Here is a 21,738-nt window from a genome sequence, read left to right on the forward strand (position 1 = left end):
ATATTTCCCTGATTTATGTCGTGCTATTTCCCAGCGTTACAAGTGTCGCCAACTGAAAGCATAAAATGGCACTCAATTACTTGAAGGATAAAATGGCACAAAGTGCCACTTTATCCTTCAAGTGGCACAACTAACAGTGCAAAAACCTTAACCAACAGGTTGCAGAACTAAATCATGCTGTTTCTCTGCGGTGACAACTACCTCGCCACCTTCACCAATATCAATAACAGCAGTATCACCTTCTTGCACGCGACCGGATAGCATTGCTTCCGCTAAACTATCTTCTAAAAGCCGCATAATTACCCGACGTAATTCTCTAGCACCGTAAGCAGGATTGTAACCTTCTTGGACTAAGCGATCGCTAAATCTCTCAGTCACACTCAAGGTAATTCCCTGTTCAGTTAATCGAGAAGAAATCTCGCGCAACATAATGCCAGCAACTTGCTTAATTTCATCCTTAGTTAACTGACGGAAGACGATAATTTCATCAATTCGGTTGAGAAACTCAGGACGGAAATATTGCTTGAGTTGCTCGTTTACCAAGTTGCGAACTCGATTATAATTCGCTTCACCTAGATTTTCGGCAAACTCAAAACCTAATCCACCGCCACCTTTTTCAATCACCTTAGAACCGATGTTTGAGGTCATAATTAACAGAGTATTCTTGAAGTCTACCGTGCGACCTTTGGCATCAGTTAAACGACCGTCATCTAACAGTTGTAACAAGGTATTGAAGACATCGGGGTGAGCTTTTTCGATTTCGTCAAACAACACTACCGAGTAAGGTCTGCGACGTACTGCTTCTGTTAATTGACCGCCTTCATCGTAACCGACAAAACCTGGAGGCGAACCAATTAATTTAGAAACAGTGTGAGCTTCCATGTATTCGGACATATCGACGCGAATCATCGCTTCTTCAGAACCGAATAAATAAGCAGCTAATGCTTTGGCTAATTCGGTCTTGCCAACTCCGGTAGGGCCTGAGAAAATGAAACTAGCGATCGGGCGATTAGCATTCTTCAACCCAACTCTAGCGCGACGGATGGATTTCGCAACTGCTGTCACTGCTTCATCTTGACCGATCAAACGCTGATGCAATGTATCTTCTAAATGCAACAGCAATTCCGATTCAGTTTCTGTCAGTTTGCTAACTGGAACACCAGTCCAAGCAGCAACAATTTGTGCAATATCATCCTCTTCTACAATTGACATTGCTTCAGGATGAATTGGCTGATTTTTCTGGTCAGAAATCGCTTTAATTTGAGCTTCTAACTCTAATTCACGATCGCGCAACTCGCCAGCTTTCTCAAAATCTTGCAGTTTGACAGCTTCTTCTTTCTCTTTGGTAACTTGACGCAATTCTTGCTTCAATTCCTTAGTTCCAGAAGTTTGGCTATTTCTCAATCTAACGCGAGAACCAGCTTCATCAATCAAGTCAATTGCTTTATCGGGAAGGAAGCGATCGGAAATATAACGGTCTGATAAATTGGCAGCAGAAACCAAAGCATCATCCGAGATTTTTACCTTATGGTGTTGTTCATAAGCAGAACGCAAACCATATAAAATCTCGATCGTTTCTTCTACAGAAGGTTCACCGACCATAATTGGTTGGAAACGACGTTCTAAAGCAGCATCTCTTTCAATATGCTTGCGGTATTCATCCAAAGTCGTCATTCCCATACATTGCAATTCACCTCTTGCCAATGCAGGTTTTAGTAAGTTAGCAGCATCCATACCGCCTTCTACACCACCTGCACCAACTAAAGTATGAACTTCGTCAATTACCAAAATGATATTTCCGGCTTGACGAACTTCATTTAAAATTGCTTTGATACGTTCTTCAAAGTCACCGCGAAAACGAGTCCCCGCAATTAACGAACCCATATTGAGACTATAAACCTGCTTGTCTTGCAGCATTTCCGGGACATCTTCGTTAGCGATGCGTTGTGCTAAACCTTCTGCGATCGCAGTTTTACCAACTCCCGGTTCACCAATCAAGACTGGATTATTCTTAGTCCGGCGACCTAAAATCTGTACAGCCCGTTCAATTTCCTTTTGCCGACCTACAACTGGATCTAACTTACCTTCTGCGGCTAACTTCGTTAAGTTGCTGGCAAATTCATCTAAAGTTGCTGTCTTGGTTCTACCACGAGAAAATCCTTGCTGTCTACCACCAGGAGCAACCGTAGCTACTTCTCCCAGCTGCTTAATTATCTGCGTGCGAAGAGTGGCAGTGTCAACACCCAAATTTTCCAACACTTTAACTGCAACTCCAGTTTCTTCCTGAATTATTGCCAGCAGTAAGTGTTCGGGGCCAATGTAATTATGTCCAAACTGACGAGCTTCTTGAAAAGCTTGCTCAAAAACCCGTTTAACCTTGGGGGTGAAGGGAATTTCTCTGGGGACGAAACGAGTACCTTGACCAAGAATATTTTCTACTTCTTTACGTGCTTTTTCCAGAGTTACGCCATTGTCTTTCAGGACTCTAGCAGGTACTCCCGTTCCTTCTCCAATCAACCCCAGGAGAATTTGCTCGGTTCCCACGAGGTTGTGTCCCAGGCGACGTGCTTCTTCCTGAGCTAGCATTACCGCTTTAACTGCTTTGTCTGTAAAGTACTCAAACATAGTGGGCATTACCTCGCCGAGCGTTCAATAAGATAGGATGAATCTTCATCCTGTGTGAACTTTTGTGTACTGATTAAAGGTTAACTCTCTAGGTTGAGGAATTGCAGTAGTGAGAACCGTATGTTATCAGCGTACTTGCCGCAAGGTAGAAGGCAAAGTCCTGTATTAGAAGAATGTCAATTCTACATCGTGCGATAATAATGTAAATTCTGAGAAATCGATTCTGTAGATGTATTTCTTACAGAGTATAAGTGATTGACAGCCCACTTGAGATTTATGAATGATTTTGCCATTGTTTTCGCGACAAATGAGAAGTTTCTCTCTCAAGCGCTATTTATGTATGAACAGCTACGAACTTATGGATTAGAACAATACGCTTGGGTTGTTCCATTGGAAAATCTCCAGATAGAACATCTGGATAGTTTACATAAATATTTTGGCGATCGTGTAACCGACACTTTACATCTGCCGAAAAAAGTTAAATTGTCGGCTAATAAAATTTTCTTACCTAAAATGGTGCCAGTAATGAATCGTTATGTTTTGATTGATACAGATATTGTTATTATCGATCGTGGGTTTATTAATACATTTTTAAATTATCCTGAAGAGCGCGTGGTTCTTGTAGGGGAATCATTCACTTGGAAAGAATGGCTTTCATTTGATAGTCCATCAAAGCTAAAGATGGTTTTACAACTTCCTCATTTGCTCGAGCAAGCTTATGTGCAAACTGGTAGTATAGGAATTTCCCGAAAAGTCCACGAAAATATTTTTGATGCTTTCGTTCAAGAATTAACAAGTGAACGGACTCATAAGGGCGATATAACCATTTGGAATGACTGGGTTGGCAGAATTCCCGATCTTTTTCAAATCGTTGAACCCCATTGTTGCCTCGTATTGCGTCCAGATGGTTCTGGCCCTAGCTCGAAATTACATATTTCAGATCTTACATATAAAAATGGTATCTTGCTTTATCGTAATGCCCCCGTTATGGCACTTCACTTTACTAGTAGCAAAGGTATCTCTAGAAACTGGAATGATTACCAATCGCTAGTGGCAACTCTCAAGATATCGCAGCTTGATGACGCTTGAATTTATTCTTCTGGCTCCTTTAAATCGGAATTTTCTCAAACTCCTTCACTCCGTATCGACTACGCACTTTCTCGATCGCCTCTGCAACTTCCCCGACTTCAACTGATTCTAATATATCCTGATAAAACAGCTTTAATTGCGCCACTTTTACAGCATCGAAGTACCAAATTAATTGTGTTAGGGGAGAAAGCCAAGGAGGATAATTTTCTGTTTTAGGATGCACGACAGTACGCCCAAAAGTGCCTTGAATAGCTGCAACAATACTACTGACAATTACACTTTGACGATGCGAAGGTAAATAGTTGTAAATGTAATTTACTGCCCCTAGAAACTCTTGACCAACAGGTGTTTCTTTAATTACTGAACCAACACCAAAAAAGCCACCTTCCCTGACAAGTTCTGATATTCTCCGCAATGCTAAACCATGAGATACATTACCTTCTGCACCTTCGATACCGAACGCGGTAATGCAGTAAAATTTGCGATCGACATTACACAAAGCAGCAGACACGACGGAAATCGAATCCATTGATGGCGTACCTAAGTCACATTCATCACCACGAAACAAACCATCTACGCCACCATCTACACAGATTACAGTATCAATGTTTAACCGCTCTACCAGATAACGATAACTTGCTAAAGTTGGTTGCACTCCCCCATGAGCAAAGCAATAAATAGAACGCTCACTTTTACGCTTTTCTTTGTACCAAAGAGCGAGTAATTTTTCTGGGAAATAATCACCAACTTTTAGATAAGATTCAGATGTAATTTCTAGTAAACGTTCATTGTGCCAATGACCATTAATTACATTTGTTAGGTTTGTAAATGAATAGTTAGCATATTCTATATGATGACCTGCTGCTTCTAATTCGATCGCTATTGGCAGTCCACAAATTACATCAAATCCTCCCCCTGCACCAGCAATCAAAATTCGTGATTTTGGCGGGAGTTCCAGTGGCAATACAATTCCCATTTTTGATCCCTCTACTAAGTTGAAAAAGGCTTGTATCCCTTTATTTTTGGTCAGAGTCAAACAATTCCAATAAGCCAACGGTGCCGACGAAAAAAGTATACGTGGCATATTGAATCGGCTTTTGTTTTTTGGCTGGTGCATAAATAGCCGCGACGACTGCCTCGATTAAATGACTTGCGATCGCTATATGCCCCAACCAAAGAATTAGCACTAAACTGCTGGGGAATTGATTGGTTGTTAGTTTGGTTTCAAAATTCCACAATTCTAATCCGATCGCACCGACCATAAAAACAGGAGATACTATTTTGATCAAATTAAAAAGTTTTTTCTTGCTTTCATTTAAAGTAAGACGATTCATTCCCATTTTTCCAGTAACTAACAACTTAAGTTATTAATATATTGTTTCACAAAAAATACTTTTGCTTGCAATACTTTATCAGGACTTGGGCCAATCCCCGGTACAAATACGCTAGGACTGAATGCCGCTTGTTCTTCAGTCATGATTTGCACTTTGACTGTCCAACTGTTTCGCTAAAATTACACAAAGAACCAGCTTTATTACTATCTCTTGTCTAAATACATCAACCCCCACTCGTGCATAGCATCAAGAATCGGCTTTAAAGTTTCCCCCAATTCTGTCAGCGAATACTCAACTTTCGGCGGTACTTGCAAATAAACATGACGATTAATAATCCCATCTTGTTCTAACTCTCTTAACTGCTGCGTTAACATTTTTTGAGTAATTCCATGCAAAGCTCGGTGTAGTTCTCCGAATCTTTTTATACCAATAAAAAGTTCTCGTAAAATCAATACTTTCCAACGTCCACCTATCACTTTTAATGTGATTTCTACCGAACAAGACAATCTTTCTGAAGTATCAAAACTTTCCATAGTAACTTTTTGGGTACTATCTTACTTTAAAGTGCATACTTTTCATTTTAGCCTTATAGGTTCTAAAGTAGATATAGAAATAAAACGCAGTAATTAACAGGAATTTACTATGATTACCATCCGCCCAGCAGAAGAAAGAGGACACGCGAATCACGGCTGGCTTGATAGTTATCACTCATTTTCTTTCGCTTCTTACTATGACCCAAATTTTTTGGGATTTCGTCATTTACGAGTGATAAATCAAGACAGAGTTGCACCTGGAATGGGTTTTGGAACTCATCCTCACAAGGATATGGAAATTATTTCTTATGTGGTTGAAGGTGCGTTAGAACACAAAGATACACTGGGTACTAGTTCGGTAATTCGTCCGGGTGAAGTGCAAAGAATGAGCGCGGGGACTGGAATTGCTCACAGTGAATATAATCATTCTCAAACTGACCCCGTGCATTTTTTACAAATCTGGATTTTACCTAATGAAAAGGGTATAAAACCAGGTTATGAACAAAAAATGTTTGCTGACGAAGAAAAGCGTGGTCAACTACGCTTAGTTGCTTCTGGCGATGGTCGCAACGGTTCAGTTACGATTCACCAAAATGTTGATCTGTACGCTAGTTTACTTGAGCCAGGGGAACAGGTAGTTCACACTCTGGAAACAGAACGCCATGCTTGGGTACAAGTAATTAAAGGACAAATTATGCTCAATGACTTGGCTTTAAAAGCTGGCGATGGTGCCGCTATCACTGAGCAAAACCGTGTGACTATTGAGGCAACAAATTCTGCCGAATTGTTGTTATTTGATCTAGCTTAAGATTAGACTGGATGCAATAAGGGAGAAGCATTCGGGCAAGAAATTTAGGTTTTAGGCTGTAAATTTTGACCCGAATGCTTCTCCCCTACAAAATCTGCAAACAGTTTACTAATTTTTGCTGGATTAACGAAAATGATGCAACTTACTAAGTTAGGATTAACTAGTGTTTTGGCGGGAACTATTTGGGTATTTCCCACATTAGGGAATTTTGGTAATACTGTGGTTAAAGCTCAAACTGTAGACAGTAATGGTACTGATTTATCTGTTCCCAGCGTTAATTTACAAGAAGTACAACAACTGATTCAACAAAATCCCGGCTTATCTCAACAAGCCCAACAGTTAATACTCGAAAATCCAGAATTAGTCAAAATGTTGGTGCAACAATTAGTAGAATCAAACCCACAGTTGATCAACCAAATTCAAAGTAATCCGCAATTTGTGCGACAGGTGGGAAGTCAAAATCAGCAACTAATTCAGCTATTAAAGAAGAATCCTCAGTTGGTACAACAATTGCAACAAATCATGCAAAATTCTCGCCAAAAGCCATGATTTGATTATATTAATAATTGCTCAGAACAATTATAATTTGTTCGGTCACAAACTCATCATAAGGAAACAGCATTTATGGCTTATACGCCCAAAGTTTTGGCATTTGCAGGTAGCACTCGCAAGGATTCTTATAACAAAAAACTTGTCCAAGTCGCTGCTAATGGAGCGCGTGCAGTGGGTGCGGAGGTGACTTATATCGATTTGCGTGAATTTCCGATGCCGCTGTTTGATGAAGATTTAGAGCAAGAGCAGGGAACACCAGAAAATGCACGAAAGTTTAAGGAGTTAATGATAGCTCATGATGGTCTTTTAATTGCTTGTCCTGAATATAATAGTTCCATTACTCCAGTTTTGAAAAATGCGATCGATTGGGCTTCTCGTCCTGGGGAAAATGAGCCTCCTTTAGCGGCTTTTGTTGATAAGGTGGCGGCGATTATGAGTGCTTCTCCTGGCGCTTTGGGCGGTTTGCGGGGGTTGGTGACTGTGCGATCGATCTTAGGTAACATCAAAGTAATTGTACTTCCCGATCAAGTCGCTGTTCCTAAAGCTTACGAAGCCTTCAATCCTGATGGCAGTTTGAAAGATCCAAAACAACAAGAATCAGTGGAAAAACTCGGCGCAAATGTAGCGAATGTACTCGCAAAATTAAAAGCATAATCCAGGTTCGTTGTAAGCACTTCAGTGCTAAAACGCTGAAGCGTTTACAACGAACTGATATATAAAATAAGCTATAATTTACTAAAATCATCTCAGTATTAGTACTATGACTGCATCAATTACCACAGTCAGCGAAATAACTGCAAAAATTCTGCATCATTGGAAACCCGCTACTTGGGAAGACTATGTAGTTTATCGGGACGATAAAACTAATAACAGAATGCGCTTGTTTTTTCATCTAAACCGTCTTTTGGTAATTGATATGGGTTGGGAAGGAATTAATCACGCTACTATCAACGAACTGTTTTCTATGTTATTCATTCTCTGGTTTATTCAAAAACCAGAACAGATATTTAGTTCGTTGGGAGGTTGCTTATTAGAAAAAGCGCCAAAACAATCAGGTGCGCCAGATTTAGTGCTTTATTTGGGTGATGATTATCCCCGTTGGCAAGAAGGCGAACCGCGTCGAATTGATTTGAATCGGTGGCGAGTACCGAATTTAATTGGCGAGGTTTCTGATACAACTTTGGCAACTGATTTGGATGAAAAGAAAAAGCTTTATGCTGATATGGGAATACCTGAATATTGGGTGATTGATGTTCAAGGTTTAAGGGTTTTTGCTTTTCAGTTGGATGCAAATGGTAAGTATCAGGAATGTGATTCGTCTTTGGCTTTGGCAGGGTTGCCTATTTCTTTGTTGGAGCAAACTTTGGGGCGGTTGAAAGAGGGAACGAATGGTAGTGCGGCAGCTTGGTTTGCTCAACAAATTTCTAGTTTGAAAACAGAATAGGCTTTTTTTAATCACAGATATCCACAGATAAACACGGATGAACACAGATGGGGTTTTTTGGTTGGTGTCAAAGATTTAGTTTTTTTTAAGGCAGATGAAGGCAGATGAATGCAGATGAACGCGGATGAACGCAGATGGGGTTTTTGGTTGGTATCAAAGATTTGGCTTTTTTAAATACAGAAATTATAGAAACCCGGTTTCTTGAAGAAGCCGGGTTTCTGAGTCTACAAAATAAAAATAGGATGGATTGTTACCATCCTATTTCTATGCTGCTAAAAGTTGTGGTTGATTTTTTAAGGTGGGGATTCGTTTGCCGATCGCTTCAGCTACAGGTCTTATACTTTTAACTAGTTGTACCATGTCTTCTAGTGAAAGGGCTTGACGGGCATCGGAAACGGATTTTTCTGGTTGTGGATGACATTCTATGATTAATCCGTCTGCACCACAGGCTATGGCAGCTTTCGCTAAAGGTGCGACTAATTCCCGCTTTCCAACGGCGTGCGATGGGTCTACAATTACGGGCAAGTGTGTTAATTGTTTGAGTGCGGCTACTGCACCTAAATCTAAGACGTTTCGAGTATAGTTGTCGAAGCTGCGAATACCTCTTTCGCAAAGTACTACGTCGGGATTTCCGTGACTTAAAATGTATTCGGCTGCATTGATAAACTCTTCAATAGTTGCGGCTAATCCTCGTTTGAGTAAGATTGGTTTACCAGCTTGTCCTAATGCTTTTAATAAGTCGAAGTTTTGCATATTGCGGCTGCCAATTTGCAGCATATCGGCATAAGCGGCGACGGTTTCTATTTGACTAATTGACATTACTTCGGTGACGACTGGTAAATTATAACGCTCTCGAATTTGTGTGAATATTTTTAGTCCTTCTTCACCTAAACCTTGGAAGGAGTAGGGGGAAGTGCGAGGTTTGTAAACTCCACCGCGTAATGCTTGAACTGAGTTAACTAAATGACTGGCGACTTGTTCCATTTGAGCTAAGCTTTCGACTGCACATGGCCCACCGATAATTACTAGGTCTTTGCCACCTATTCGCACGTCATCTGTGAGTTTGACAATGGTTTGTTGGTGGGATTCTGTTTGGGAAGCGAGTGTTGCGTTGAACATTGGTGTTTCTCCTTGGTGAAAAAGTGTGGTTAATAAAAAACCCCCGAACCTTTTTTCAAGTTCCGGGGGTGGTTGTCAGGTTGGCGACAGGACTTATTTACCCGGAACTGTTTCTGGGCCAAAAATAAAATCCGTAAAACCAACTGAAAAGTGATGTAGTCATTGTCGTTAAACTGTCCTGAAATAAACAAAAAACCGCAGATTTTGTGGTCTGCGGTTCACCAGATGGTTCCAAGCGTCTCTTGGATCACTCCCGGTGAACCGCTGGATACCAATAATAAAAGTAATAAGATCTGGTTAACATTTTGTTTGGTTTGAGATATAAGGATGGGAAAAAACTATAACTGCTTACTTTATGAAAGCAGAGATAGTTGTCCGTGTCAAGAGCAAATTCGGGATTTATTTATTTTGGCTGAGAATCACTTGATTTTTGGGAAGAGTTGCGATCGCTCTAACTCAGATCTCGTAGCAGGGGAGGTTATACCTCCCAATACTCGTTCCCAGGTTCAACCTGAGAACGAAAAACCGGGGCTGCTGCCTCTTGGTGCCATAATTCTCAGTTTTGGCAGAAGCATCCTTAAATTTGCAGAAATTTAAGCACTGATTAAAGAAGGTTTTAAAGAAGCAATCAACTTATCTTTGCCCAGAGTGGGAATTAAACTCGGAATTTTTCGTTCTAGTAAGGGCATTTCTTGCCAGCAATGGCGACAGAACCAATAAATTTGATGGTGTCGGATGTGGCGGAGCATTTGATGGGAGCAGCAAGGGCAGTTATTCATAGTAGTTTGTCACCTTAGTGATTGAAGCAACTAATGAGTCGCAATTAAGTTCCGGGGATAATCTGGCAATAAAAAAATTTGATAACGGTTTTAGGGTCTAAAAAATTAGTGAAATATATGTGAATTCGTAACATTGCTATACAAAATTTAAATACCTGTAATTTTACCTACTCGGAAAGCGAAAAAACGCAAAACCACTAAATAGCATGGTTTTGGGGTTTTTTGACAATAATTGTTAATCTTCACAAAAACCACATAAATTTATTACATCTTTTTGTTAGGTTTGAATCATTTCAGACTCTTAACAAATTTTATTCCGTAAGCTGGCGGCTTGGTGCATTTCGGCGATCGAATTGACAATCCGAGACATTTTGGAAAGGGAAAGAAACAGGGGACAGGGAACAAATATTTCTGTTAGCTTTTCTTAGCGATAGTTGTTAAACTGCATTCCCATAATTTGCTTCTACACCTGCGTAAACACTGAATTATAGCCGTAAATTTTAACTATTTATTCAAACAGACAAATTGGAGTGGATAAATTTGTGAAGATTCTTTTAGTAGAAGACGATCGAAGTTTGGCGAACTTGCTACAAACAACTTTGAACTGGCAGCAATATCAAGTTGATATGGCTCTTGATGGGCAACAGGGATGGGAATTAGCTGAGGTCTTTCAGTATGACTTGATTTTGCTGGATGTAATGTTGCCTAAACTTGATGGTATCAGTTTTTGCCAACAGTTACGATCGGGAGGACATTATGCGATTCATCTTCCTAATCAAGAAACTCCCGTGTTGTTAATGACGGCAGTAGATACTGTAACTAATAAAGTTATGGGTTTAGATGCGGGGGCAGATGATTATTTGGTAAAACCAATTAATTTAGACGAATTGTTAGCACGAATTCGGGCATTGGGGCGCAGGGGTCAGGTGCAGCGATCGTCTATATTAAGTTGGGGTGATTTGCAGCTGTATCCGAAAAACTGTGAGGTGACATTCGCGGGAAACCCGATTTCTCTTACTTTAAAAGAATATCAATTGTTAGAATTATTTTTGCGTTATCCTGACCAAATATTTAGTCAAAGTAGATTGATTGAACAACTTTGGGCACAGCATGAAACGCCAACAGAAAATGCTGTCAGGGCACAAATTAAAGGACTGCGGCATAAGTTAAGACAAGCCGGAGTTCCAGATATGATTGAAACAATTTATAAGCTGGGGTATCGATTACGGCGACCAAATCAAGAAAATGGTCAACAGAAGAATTCTTTATCTTTAGCTACTCCTGCCGCTGCTGCTACTCCCGTAACAATTCCTTCTTCAGAACTTTGGGAAATTTGGCAAGAGTGTCGTCAATCTTATGACGATCGCGTTACGATTATCGATCGAGCAGTAACAGCACTCAAAGCAGGTAAGTTGACCCGTGAACTACAGCAGCAAGCTGAACGAGAAGCACATACTTTAATTGGCTCTTTAGGTAGTTTTGGCTTGGAAGAAGCTTCTCAAATTTCGCGTCAAATCCAGCAAATTCTCAAGCAGCCGTCTTTGGATTACTCTGAAGCTAAACAATTAAAAGAATTAATTAAAAAATTACGCCTGTCAATGTCTGGGGAATACCAGATAGAAAATACTCTGGAAGTTACGAAAAATAAAGCTACTTATCTTACCTCTGATTCTGCTAATTTGCTGATAGTTGATGATGATTTAATATTAGCGGAACATATAGCAAATGAAGCGATCACTTGGGGGATTCAGGCGGAAGTAGCAACTAATTTACAGCAAGCTAAGAAGTTAATTTTAAAGCAGCAACCAGATGTGGTATTGTTGGATTTAAGCTTTGCAGAAATTGGAGAAAATGGGCTAGAATTTCTGGAAGAATTGCATAATAAATATCCAGAAATTTTGGTTTTGGTGTTTACCGCTAGAGATCAATTGAGCGATCGCGTCCAAGCTGCCAGATTAGGAAGTAAAGGCTTTTTACAAAAACCGATCGCTCCTTCTCAAGTACTAGCAGCAATCAGCCAAACTTTGCAACAGTCTCATCAAACTCAATCCAAAATATTAATTGTTGATGACGATCCGCAAATTCTCAAATTGCTCAAAAAGGTTATAGAAAATGAAGATTATAATTTAATTCTATTGGACAATGCCCAACAATTTTGGGAAGTTTTAGAACAAACTGTTCCCGATTTATTAATTCTTGATGTACAATTGCAATCACGTTCTATAAGTAATGGAGTTGCTGCTACTTCAGAATTAAATGGTTTTGACCTTTGTCAAATTATTCGTAATGATCCCCTATGGCACAATTTGCCAATTCTGTTTTTATCAGGACATACTGATTCGGAAACAGTATTACATGGCTTTGAAGCGGGAGCGGATGACTTTTTGTATAAACCGTTTGTACCCGCAGAATTGCTAATTCGGGTCAAAAAAAGATTAGAACAGGGAAAAATTCGCCGCCAGACTGAATTAGACTTACTAACAGGAGTGAGTAATCGCAGCAAGTCTATGCAGGATATTACCCGATTATTGCGTTTAGCTGTTCGTCAGCAACAACCTTTTTGTTTAGCCGTCTTAGACTTAGATCAATTTAAGTTAGTCAACGATCGGTACGGACATGAAATGGGCGATCGCGTTCTCAACTGTTTTGGTCAATTACTCAATCAATCATTTCGGATGGAAGATGTAGTAGGGCGCTGGGGAGGAGAAGAGTTTGTGGTGGGAATGTACGGAATTTCTAAAGAAATAGGAGTAAAACGATTGAATAAAATGTTAAATTCTTTTAAAAGCATTAAATTTATAGACACAAATGGCAGTGAATTTCAAGTAACATTTAGTGCTGGAATTTCTCAATTTATAGAAGATGGAGAAGACTTACAAACACTTTACCGAGCCGCAGATCAAACACTTTATCGAGCCAAACATCAAGGGAGGAATCGAGTATTAGCTACTGAAAATTGAAGCAATTTATGATATTAAATTTTTAAAAGACCAATCAATAAATGCGAAAATGCAAAATCTAAAATCGGTTGTATGGAAAATTAGGAGATGAGCGATCGCCAGAAAACCAAAAATCAATTAATTGCTGAATTGGAGCAATTAAGAGCAGAAGTCGCCGCCCTCAAGCAAGAGAAAACGACTACACCAATTTGCCGATCAAATATATCTGGAATAGATGATATGCCTGAAGTTTGTCCAATAGCTTTATCTCCCGAATTAGGAGCTGTTTATCAGGCAATTAACCGTCATCCACTCATTGTTACTCCCGATACAACAATTCCAATTGTCATTCAAAAAATGGAGCAATCACACTTTAGCAGTGTGCTAGTTATTGACCAAGAATTACTAGTGGGAATTTTTACGGAACGGGATTTGGTAAAGCTGATTTCTGAGCGAATTTACCTGGATAAATTAACCATTGCTGAAGTCATGACTCGGCAATTAATTGCCATTTCTATAACGGAAATACAAGATGCTGTCAGCGTATTTAACTTAATGCAAGAGCAACAAATTCGGCATCTTCCAGTATTAGATGAATCTGGGCAGATGTTCGGATTAATTACTATGAAAAGTCTGCGTGAGGCACTTCAACCAAGCGATTTGTTGCGCTTGCGCCAAGTAAAAGAAGTCTTGGTACGACAGGTAACTTATGCGCCTCCCAATAGCAGCCTATTTCAAGTAGTGCGATTAATGGCGCAGGAAAAAATTAGTTGTGTGGTAATTGCTCAAACAGATAAAGCCGAAATAGTTCTACCTCTTGGCATTATCACCGAACGGGATGTTGTCCGATTTCATACTTTAGAATTGGACTTTTATCAAACTCAAGCCGCAATGGTGATGAGTACACCACTGTTGCCAATTTCCCCTGAAGATTCCCTATTACAAGCATATCAATTGATGAATCACCATCGAATTCGGCGGTTAGTAGTCTGTGATGAAAAAGGTAATTTAGTGGGGATTTTAACTCAGCGCAATATTTTACAAGCAATGAATCCAGCTGAGGCATATTCTGTGATTCAAATATTGCGTCAGGAAGTCGATCGCCTTCAGAACGAAAATATTTTGCTCTTACAAAACTGTAATCAGGAATTGCAACGCCAAATTAAGGAAACAGGGGTACAATTAGCAGAACAAATGGAGCAAGAACGTCTTTTAGCAGGCTTTACACAACAGATTAATCGATCGCTAAATTTACCCAACGTTCTCAATGCCAAGCTATCTTGTACTATTTTGCTACTTGTACCTCAACAAAGCGATCGCATCCTTTATCAAAATTATCTCAGTCAAGATGAAGAATATAACTACAAAATTTTAGAATTTGCCAGCCCACAAGCAGCATTAGAACAGTGTCAACAGATGATGCCAGATTTACTTTTGGTTGACGAGCTGTTACCAGATTTGACTGCACAAGAGTTTCTGATTCAATTGGGGAAATTGGTTAAAACAAATTCGCTTCCTGTAATTGTAATTACCTCCAGTAACCGCACCAAAATTATTGTAGATTTGTTGAAAAGTGGCGCACAAGATTATTTAAATAAAAGTAATATTACTTCTAAAAAATTACACAAAACTATTAAAGTTGTTTTAGAAAAAACCCAATTAAGCCAAGAACAACCCAAGCAACAAGAACAGGAACAACTCGTTTCTATAACAGCCCTGCATATTCGCCAATTCTTAGATTTAAATCAGATTCTTGCCGCTACAGTTAATGAAGTGCGACGCATTTTAGGATGCGATCGCGTGATTATTTATCGCTTTAAACCTGATTTTAGTGGCATTGTCGTTGTGGAGTCAGTTGTCGATCCTGCCTTTTCTATGTTGGGATGGGAAATTAAAGATGATTGTTTCCGAGAACATTGGATAAAACTTTATCAACAGGGGCGAATTCGTGCGATCGATGATATTTACACCACTACTAATGTCAATCCATGTCATGTCGAATTTTTATCTAGCTTTCAAGTTCGGGCAAATTTAGTAGTTCCCATTTTGGCAGGGGAAAATCTTTGGGGTTTAATAATAGCTCATAATTGTACAGCCCCTAGACATTGGAAAGCCACAGAAATTGATTTTTTATCTCAATTAGCAACACAAGTTGGCATTGGTATTCAGCAAGCAGCACTAGTCACTCAACTACAAACAGAACTCAAAGAACGTCGAGAAGCAGAAGTTGCACTGCAAGAAAGTGAAGCCCACTTTCGCAATGCAATTTTAAACGCTCCCATGCCAATTATGCTTCATGCTGAAGATGGGGAAGTCTTGTTAATTAATCAAGTTTGGACAGAAATTACTGGCTATACCAAAGCGGAAATTCCCACAGTAAATACTTGGATAAATAAAGCTTATCGAAAACAGCGTAACCAATTCCAGAAAGAGATTCAACAACTTTACGAGCAAAAAAAACGAGTCTCCCAAGGTGAATATACTGTTACTGCTAAAACTTCAGAAACTCGAATTTGGAATTTCTCTTCAGCTTTGTTAGGAGAACTTCCCGATGGGAGAAGATTAGTAATTAGTACGGCTTTAGATATTACCGAACAGCAAGCCACGCAACGCCAACGCCAACAAGCCGAATTCCAATTACAAGAAAGTGAACAACGTTTGCAATTATCATTAGAAGCAGCAAAAGCAGGTTCTTGGGAATTAAATTTGCTCACAGGTGAATTCATTACATCCGATCAATATAAAGCAAATCTCGGACTTTCTCCAGAAGATGAAATTACTTATCGCCAATTAATTGAAGAATTAATTCACCCGCACGATCGCGCAATGCAGCAAGCATATATGCGTCAAGCTTTAGAACAACATACTCGCTATGAAGCAGAATACCGCTGTACTTGGTCAGATGGCAGTATTCATTGGTTAATGGCAAGAGGAAAAGCATTTTATCAAAATGATGGTACACCCTATCGCATGATTGGCGTAACCCTGGATATTACCGAGCGCAAAAAAATCGAATTGGAACTCTTTAAACTCACTTCTGAATTAGAACAAAGAGTAGCACAAAGAACAGCACAAATCTCGCAAATTAATGCAGACTTGCTACAAGAAATCAGAGACCGCCAACGCATAGAAACCGCCTTACGAGCAAGCGAAGCTAGATGGCGCACGTTAGTAGAAAATGCCCCTAGTTTTGTAGTCATGATCGATCGAGAAGGCAAAATCCTATTTCTTAATCGAGTCTTACCCGAATTTTCTATAAAAAGTATTATTGGACAGAGTTTTTATGATTATGTTCTCCCGGAATATCAGTCAGTTCAAAAAGCCGCAGTTGAGAGAGTGTTCCAATCGGGTGAAGCAACTACATTTGAAGTTTTAGGCTACAAAGATACTCAAGGAAATTTAGCATGGTATGAAACGCGCATTGCTCCGATTTGGCAAGAAGGTGAAATTGCCGCAGCCATTGTAATTTCCAATGATATCAGCGATCGCAAAAACACAGAAGCAGCCCTGCGGAAAAATCAGGATCGACTCATAGAAGCACAACAAGTTGCCCATATTGGTAACTGGGATTATGATTTAATCACAGGAAAAATTACCTGGACACAAGAACTATTTCACATTCTCAACCGCAATCCAGCATTAGGAGAACCAAACTATGAGGAAAATTTACAGCTTTATCACCCCGAAGATCGAGAAAAATTGCATCAAGCAGCGCAACAGTCGATTACCACAGGTGAATCTTACAAATTAACCTTACGAATTTTATTGCCAGATAATTCAATTCGCTACATCAATGGCATTGGAAGAGTGGGATACAACAGCGCCGGAGAAATAATTCGTATTTACGGTACTGCTCAAGATATCACAGAGCAGATCCAGGCAGAACAAGCTTTGCGCGACAGTGAAGCCAGATGGCGCAGTGCTTTTGAAGATGCGGCTACAGGAATGGCACTTGTAGCTATCGATGGCAGATTTTTGCGAGTTAATGCTGCTTTTTGTGAATTTATCGGCTATTCTGAAGCCGAGTTATTAGCGACTAACTTTCAGGCTATTACCCATCCAGATGATTTGAATCTTGATATTGACTTTATGCAGCAATGTCTCAGGGGTGAGTCAAGAACTTATCAAATGGAAAAACGCTATCTGCACAAACTCGGTTATACTGTGTGGGGTTTGCTCAGTGTATCGCTGTTGCGGAATGCTCAAGGAGAGTCTTTGTACTTTACCAGTCAGATTCAAGATATTACCGTTCGCAAACACACAGAAGCAGACTTAAAAGAAAAAAATCGTCGTTGGCGATCGCTCCTAGATAATATACAACTAATTGTCATTGGCTTGGATAAACAAGGGTTAGTAGAATACGCAAATCCCTTCTTCCTGAAACTCACTGGATATACCGAAGCAGAAGTTTTGCGAAAATCCTGGATTGACAAGTTTGTGCCAAACACCAGAAAACCAGAAATTCGCAGAGTCTTTCAAGAAATTATTGAAGGTGCAGATAGTTATAGTTATTTTCTCAATCCAATTTTGACCCTAGCAGGTGAGGAGCGAATGATTGCTTGGAACAACACTATATTGCATGATGTACAAGGTAATGCGATCGGCTCAATCAGTATTGGAGAAGATATTACCGAACGCTATAAACTGGAACGGATGAAAGGTGAATTTGTCTCAATAGTCAGTCACGAACTCCGCACCCCTTTAACTTCTATGCAAGCTGCCCTTAGTTTACTCTCAGAAAACATAGTCGATCCAGCTTCGGAAACAGGAAAAAGCGTCATTCAAATTGCTGCTGAAGGAGTCGAGCATTTGGTGCGGTTAGTCAATGATATTCTCGACTTAGAGCGACTAGAATCTGGTAAAATTCGCCTAGAGAAAAGCTGCTGCAATCCGGCGCAAATAGTTAAAAGTGCGATCGACCAAATGCAAGAAATGGCAAATCAGAGCGGCATCAAGTTAAGTACGACAATTGAAAGTTGCCCAATTTATGCTGATGGCGATCGTCTGCTGCAAGTGTTGATTAACTTATTAAGTAATGCCATTAAATTCTCTGCCAACAATAGTACAGTTTCGCTGAAAATAGAAATAATCCAAAATTCTCAAGATACCTTATCTTCTCCCGAACTTCAATTCAGCATTAAAGACCAAGGTAGAGGCATTCCTGCTGATAAACTAGAAACTATATTTGAGCGATTTCATCAAATTGATGCCTCAGATTCCCGTGAAAAAGGTGGAACAGGCTTAGGTTTAGCCATTTGTCGCAGCATTGTCCAACAACATGGTGGAAAAATTTGGGTAGAAAGTGTTTTAGGTGAAGGTAGTACATTTTATTTAACGTTGCCAATAGGGGAGGAAAATTGTGGTGGCAACTAAACGAGTTTTGATTATTGATGATGATTTGGGAATTCGCAAAATTGTGCAAATTTCCTTAGAAGCAGTTGCAGGTTGGGATGTGCTAATTGCTGCTTCGGGAATGGAAGGTATAGAAATTGCCCAAACTGAACAACCAGACGCAATTTTACTAGATGTTATGATGCCAGGAATGGATGGAATTACCACACTTGAGAAAATCAAACAAAATCCTACTATTGAAAACATCCCAGTAATTTTTTTAACAGCTAAAGCACAAACAAGCGAGCAAAAACAATTTGCTAAATTACCAGTAGCAGGTGTCATTACTAAACCTTTCAAAGCAACAGATTTAGTGGAGCAAATGCGATCGCTATTACGCTGGCAAGACTAGCACAAAAAGGCAAAAGGAAAAAGTTTTGAATTTTGAGTTGTTGGGGCGGGTTTAGTAGAAAAGTCTGCCATCATAGCAGAAGAATAAAAAATAATGCTACAGTAAAATAAGTGAAATTATAGACAGTATAAGTACGTAATGTAAGTAAAAATAGATAGGTACAAACACAGAATTTTATGAAAAAATGCTGAGAGGGGGAAAAACAAAGGAAAAATCATCAAAATCTCTTTTTTCCCATCTCCGCATCACTTAAATTTTCTTTGTTATCCAAGAAAAATAGAGGCTCTGCCTCTTGGTGTAAGCTCTCACTCTAGATCAACCCGCAAACTCTTTCTCTTGTCCCCTTTTTCCCTTCTGGCAATAGTTATGTAAACTTTGATGACTTCATTAGTTCTTCATTTTTCGACCATAAAGTTAAATCATCGCAGCAGAATAGTTAAAAAGTTTAGCTAATTCGAGGTTATTATGTCAGATTGTCCTTGTTGTTCTCACACTATGCTCCGACATATCCGTAGTAACCAAGTATATTGGTTTTGTCGCAACTGCTGGCAGGAAATGCCTAATTTTGAACAACTCCGCAGTACATCACTATTAGTTAACTTATCAGCTACTTTAACGATTCAAGAGCCACAACTTGCATTAACTAAGTTATAAAACTTATGTTCCTGTTTTTGTGCTGATTTGAGAAAATTTGTTTTTTGACACGCTTGCCCTTGAAGCTTCAGGTAAAACCAAAGAAATAACAACAAAGTATATTAACTAAATTTTTCGCTAATGCAGCTACTATGAAACTACTACTAATAGAAGACGATCGCCCAACAGCAGACATCCTAGCTGAAACACTGATAAATCAGCATTGGATTGTAGAACGTGCTACTGATGGAGAACTAGGGCTGCAATTGGCACAAGCTCAAGAATATGATTTGATTTTGCTAGATATTGACTTGCCAAAATTGGATGGAATTACTCTTTGTAAAACACTGCGTAGTAAAGGATATGAGAATCCCATCTTATTATTAACAGGGAAAGATAGTACGGAAGCTCAAATTTCGGGGTTAAATGCCGGAGCCGATGACTATATAATTAAACCATTTAATTTAAAGATATTACTTGCCAGAGTCCGGGCAGTTCTTCGCAAAGTAAAGTCATTACCAACGATCGCATCTTATGAAAATATACAGCTAAATTCAGGGAGTGGTGAAGTAACTTGCGATGGAAAACTCTTACACCTCACAGCAAAAGAATATTGTTTGTTAGAACTTTTTCTGCTTAATCCTAAACGTATTTATAGCCGCCGTGCTATCCTTGATTGCCTGTGGAATTTTGCCGACGCACCAGGAGAGGAAACAGTTAATACTCATGTTAAATGTCTCCGACAAAAACTCAAAGCAGCTGGCGCAAGCGATCCCATAGAAACTGTTTATGGATTAGGATATCGGCTACGCTCTCCCCAAGTGACCATCCCTGTTTCCCCTAAAATTCAAGATACAGTTTCATCTGAATCTGAAACTAATAAAGCTGAGAATCAGCAAAAAGCACAAGCGGTAACATTAAAAGTATGGAATCAGTTTAAAACTAAATATGTCGAACAAGTAAAAATATTAACAGAATTAATAAATGTCCTCAAGACGGGTGAATTTTTACGGGAACAACAGCAAGAAGCGGTCAGTTTAGCACATAAATTAGTTGGTTCCCTGGGAATGTTTGGGTTAATGGAAGCAGCGCAACAAGCGAAACAAATTGAGCTTTTTCTGAAAGAAAATCCTTTAGAAATGATTCAAATTAAAGAGGCATTTAAATTAGTTGGTTTGTTGCAGCAGACAGTTGAACAGGCACAAACAATTTCACCTCCCAAAACTCAATTAATCCCACAACCTAAACGCGCTGTTGCTTCATTTTCGCGAATTTTGATTGTAGATGATGACCTGGAATTAGCCGATCGCCTACGAATAGAAGCTCTCGCTTGGCATCTTCAAGTAGAAATTGCGACAGACCTCAAAGTTGCCCGTCAGATGATCGATCAAAGTCCACCCAGTTTAATTTTGCTCGATCTCAGCTTTCCGGGGGCAGAAGATGGATTGACCTTGATGCAAGAAATACAGGGGCGATCGCCAAAAATTCCGGTAATTATTTTTACCGCCAGGGAAGAGTTGTGCGATCGCGTAGCCGCTGCTAGATTGGGAGCAAACGTATTTCTTCACAAACCTTTGCCAGCTTATGAAATCCTCAAAACTATCACCGATGTATTAAAACAAAAGCCTGAAGAAGTAGGAAGTAATTGCGTTTTAATTGTAGATGATGACCCAGGATTCCTGAAGTTGCTATCAATTTTATTGTCATCTTATGGCATGAAAGTAACAACCTCTGCTCATCCTCAAGAGTTTTGGCAAGTGCTGACTAGCTGTAATCCCGACGTGCTAATTCTCGATTTAGAAATGCCCGAATTTGATGGGATTGAACTTTGTAAAGTTGTGCGTGCAGACCCTGAATGGCAATATCTGAAAGTGCTATTTTTGTCAGCGCACACAGAAGCAGCTGCGATCGCCAAAGCATACGCCGCTGGAGCCGATGCTTATATCAATAAATCTATACCAGGAACCGAACTAGCAACGCAAATTTTGTATCGTCTGAATCGCGGGTGAGGAGCAAAGGAGATGGGGAGGTGAGGGGATGGGCAGGGCTAATTCATTTTCAACGGAGAAATTGATTTGTGAAGGAGAGATAATGCAAACAACGGAAAAATCATCTTTCCCCTTGTCCCCTTGTCTCCTTG

At 39.6% G+C, this 21,738-nt stretch carries 17 protein-coding genes and 1 pseudogene; 11 read left to right on the forward strand and 7 right to left on the reverse strand.

What is annotated here, in order from left to right; genetic code table 11:
- Positions 1–147: 147 nt before the first annotated feature.
- A complete protein-coding gene (locus IQ264_RS23760; protein ID WP_193983531.1) occupies positions 148–2,625 on the reverse strand; it encodes an ATP-dependent Clp protease ATP-binding subunit in 2,478 nt (825 codons plus the stop codon).
- A gap of 276 nt (positions 2,626–2,901) precedes the next feature.
- On the opposite strand from IQ264_RS23760, the gene IQ264_RS23765 reads away from it, so the two are divergent.
- Positions 2,902–3,714: a hypothetical protein gene (locus IQ264_RS23765; protein WP_193983533.1), complete on the forward strand. Its 813-nt coding sequence runs from the start codon at positions 2,902–2,904 to the stop codon at positions 3,712–3,714.
- A gap of 19 nt (positions 3,715–3,733) precedes the next feature.
- On the opposite strand, the gene IQ264_RS23770 is transcribed toward IQ264_RS23765, so the two are convergent.
- The 4 genes and pseudogenes from IQ264_RS23770 to IQ264_RS23785 all read right to left on the reverse strand — a co-directional run bounded on the left by IQ264_RS23770 (position 3,734) and on the right by IQ264_RS23785 (position 5,581).
- Positions 3,734–4,690: a DUF1152 domain-containing protein gene (locus tag IQ264_RS23770; protein WP_193983535.1), complete on the reverse strand. Its 957-nt coding sequence runs from the start codon at positions 4,688–4,690 to the stop codon at positions 3,734–3,736.
- Between the two features lie 40 nt (positions 4,691–4,730).
- Positions 4,731–5,048 (reverse strand): hypothetical protein, encoded by a 318-nt coding sequence (locus IQ264_RS23775; protein WP_193983537.1) that lies wholly within the window; start codon positions 5,046–5,048, stop codon positions 4,731–4,733.
- Positions 5,049–5,101: 53 nt separating this feature from the next.
- Positions 5,102–5,182: pseudogene (locus tag IQ264_RS23780) on the reverse strand (catalase); the annotation flags it as partial.
- A 69-nt stretch (positions 5,183–5,251) separates the two neighbouring features.
- On the reverse strand, positions 5,252–5,581 hold the full coding sequence (locus tag IQ264_RS23785) for a winged helix-turn-helix transcriptional regulator (RefSeq protein WP_193983539.1): 330 nt from the start codon (positions 5,579–5,581) through the stop codon (positions 5,252–5,254).
- A gap of 109 nt (positions 5,582–5,690) precedes the next feature.
- On the opposite strand from IQ264_RS23785, the gene IQ264_RS23790 reads away from it, so the two are divergent.
- The 4 genes from IQ264_RS23790 (at position 5,691) to IQ264_RS23805 (ending at position 8,385) form a co-directional block, all read left to right on the forward strand.
- On the forward strand, positions 5,691–6,389 hold the full coding sequence (locus tag IQ264_RS23790; protein WP_193983541.1) for a pirin family protein: 699 nt from the start codon (positions 5,691–5,693) through the stop codon (positions 6,387–6,389).
- A 132-nt stretch (positions 6,390–6,521) separates the two neighbouring features.
- Positions 6,522–6,938: a hypothetical protein gene (locus tag IQ264_RS23795; protein ID WP_193983543.1), complete on the forward strand. Its 417-nt coding sequence runs from the start codon at positions 6,522–6,524 to the stop codon at positions 6,936–6,938.
- A gap of 75 nt (positions 6,939–7,013) precedes the next feature.
- Positions 7,014–7,595, forward strand: a complete 582-nt coding sequence (locus tag IQ264_RS23800; protein WP_193983545.1) for an NADPH-dependent FMN reductase — start codon at positions 7,014–7,016, stop codon at positions 7,593–7,595.
- Positions 7,596–7,701: 106 nt separating this feature from the next.
- Positions 7,702–8,385: a Uma2 family endonuclease gene (locus IQ264_RS23805; RefSeq protein ID WP_193983547.1), complete on the forward strand. Its 684-nt coding sequence runs from the start codon at positions 7,702–7,704 to the stop codon at positions 8,383–8,385.
- 264 nt (positions 8,386–8,649) lie between these two features.
- Here the strand turns inward: IQ264_RS23805 and aroF are convergent, their stop codons facing one another.
- A complete protein-coding gene (aroF, locus tag IQ264_RS23810; RefSeq protein ID WP_193983549.1) occupies positions 8,650–9,504 on the reverse strand; it encodes a 3-deoxy-7-phosphoheptulonate synthase in 855 nt (284 codons plus the stop codon).
- A 327-nt stretch (positions 9,505–9,831) separates the two neighbouring features.
- On the opposite strand from aroF, the gene IQ264_RS23815 reads away from it, so the two are divergent.
- Positions 9,832–10,101 (forward strand): hypothetical protein, encoded by a 270-nt coding sequence (locus IQ264_RS23815; RefSeq protein WP_193983551.1) that lies wholly within the window; start codon positions 9,832–9,834, stop codon positions 10,099–10,101.
- Here IQ264_RS23815 and IQ264_RS23820 read toward each other — a convergent pair.
- Positions 10,098–10,283, reverse strand: a complete 186-nt coding sequence (locus IQ264_RS23820; RefSeq protein ID WP_193983553.1) for a hypothetical protein — start codon at positions 10,281–10,283, stop codon at positions 10,098–10,100. The genes IQ264_RS23815 and IQ264_RS23820 overlap by 4 nt on opposite strands.
- A 542-nt stretch (positions 10,284–10,825) precedes the next feature.
- On the opposite strand from IQ264_RS23820, the gene IQ264_RS33745 reads away from it, so the two are divergent.
- The 5 genes from IQ264_RS33745 (at position 10,826) to IQ264_RS23845 (ending at position 21,607) form a co-directional block, all read left to right on the forward strand.
- On the forward strand, positions 10,826–13,243 hold the full coding sequence (locus IQ264_RS33745) for a response regulator (protein WP_193983555.1): 2,418 nt from the start codon (positions 10,826–10,828) through the stop codon (positions 13,241–13,243).
- A gap of 87 nt (positions 13,244–13,330) precedes the next feature.
- Complete coding sequence (locus IQ264_RS23830; protein ID WP_193983557.1) at positions 13,331–18,595, forward strand: PAS domain S-box protein; 5,265 nt, start codon at positions 13,331–13,333, stop codon at positions 18,593–18,595.
- The gene (locus IQ264_RS23835; RefSeq protein WP_322744797.1) at positions 18,582–18,965 is read left to right on the forward strand and encodes a response regulator; all 384 of its coding nucleotides are present in this window, start codon (positions 18,582–18,584) and stop codon (positions 18,963–18,965) included. Before IQ264_RS23830 ends, IQ264_RS23835 begins: the two co-directional genes overlap by 14 nt.
- Positions 18,966–19,430: 465 nt before the next feature.
- Positions 19,431–19,619, forward strand: coding sequence for a hypothetical protein (locus IQ264_RS23840; protein WP_193983559.1), 189 nt, complete (start codon positions 19,431–19,433; stop codon positions 19,617–19,619).
- 131 nt (positions 19,620–19,750) lie between these two features.
- Complete coding sequence (locus tag IQ264_RS23845) at positions 19,751–21,607, forward strand: response regulator (protein ID WP_193983561.1); 1,857 nt, start codon at positions 19,751–19,753, stop codon at positions 21,605–21,607.
- The last annotated feature ends 131 nt before the right edge of the window (positions 21,608–21,738 follow it).

Origin of the sequence: [Phormidium] sp. LEGE 05292, assembly GCF_015207735.1 — a bacterium.
In the GTDB taxonomy this organism is placed as follows: Bacteria; Cyanobacteriota; Cyanobacteriia; order Cyanobacteriales; family Aerosakkonemataceae; genus Floridanema.

Excerpts from the sequence above, each read along its gene's own strand:
- IQ264_RS23765 (WP_193983533.1), top strand. The coding sequence starts at position 2,902 with ATGAATGATTTTGCCATTGTTTTCGCGACAAATGAGAAGTTTCTCTCT.
- IQ264_RS23805 (WP_193983547.1), top strand. The coding sequence starts at position 7,702 with ATGACTGCATCAATTACCACAGTCAGCGAAATAACTGCAAAAATTCTG.
- IQ264_RS23845 (WP_193983561.1), top strand. The coding sequence starts at position 19,751 with ATGAAACTACTACTAATAGAAGACGATCGCCCAACAGCAGACATCCTA.
- IQ264_RS23790 (WP_193983541.1), top strand. The coding sequence starts at position 5,691 with ATGATTACCATCCGCCCAGCAGAAGAAAGAGGACACGCGAATCACGGC.
- IQ264_RS23795 (WP_193983543.1), top strand. The coding sequence starts at position 6,522 with ATGATGCAACTTACTAAGTTAGGATTAACTAGTGTTTTGGCGGGAACT.
- aroF (WP_193983549.1), bottom strand. The coding sequence starts at position 9,504 with ATGTTCAACGCAACACTCGCTTCCCAAACAGAATCCCACCAACAAACC.
- IQ264_RS23800 (WP_193983545.1), top strand. The coding sequence starts at position 7,014 with ATGGCTTATACGCCCAAAGTTTTGGCATTTGCAGGTAGCACTCGCAAG.
- IQ264_RS23785 (WP_193983539.1), bottom strand. The coding sequence starts at position 5,581 with ATGGAAAGTTTTGATACTTCAGAAAGATTGTCTTGTTCGGTAGAAATC.
- IQ264_RS23815 (WP_193983551.1), top strand. The coding sequence starts at position 9,832 with ATGGGAAAAAACTATAACTGCTTACTTTATGAAAGCAGAGATAGTTGT.
- IQ264_RS23775 (WP_193983537.1), bottom strand. The coding sequence starts at position 5,048 with ATGAATCGTCTTACTTTAAATGAAAGCAAGAAAAAACTTTTTAATTTG.
- IQ264_RS23770 (WP_193983535.1), bottom strand. The coding sequence starts at position 4,690 with ATGGGAATTGTATTGCCACTGGAACTCCCGCCAAAATCACGAATTTTG.
- IQ264_RS23820 (WP_193983553.1), bottom strand. The coding sequence starts at position 10,283 with ATGAATAACTGCCCTTGCTGCTCCCATCAAATGCTCCGCCACATCCGA.
- IQ264_RS23830 (WP_193983557.1), top strand. The coding sequence starts at position 13,331 with ATGAGCGATCGCCAGAAAACCAAAAATCAATTAATTGCTGAATTGGAG.
- IQ264_RS23840 (WP_193983559.1), top strand. The coding sequence starts at position 19,431 with ATGTCAGATTGTCCTTGTTGTTCTCACACTATGCTCCGACATATCCGT.
- IQ264_RS23760 (WP_193983531.1), bottom strand. The coding sequence starts at position 2,625 with ATGTTTGAGTACTTTACAGACAAAGCAGTTAAAGCGGTAATGCTAGCT.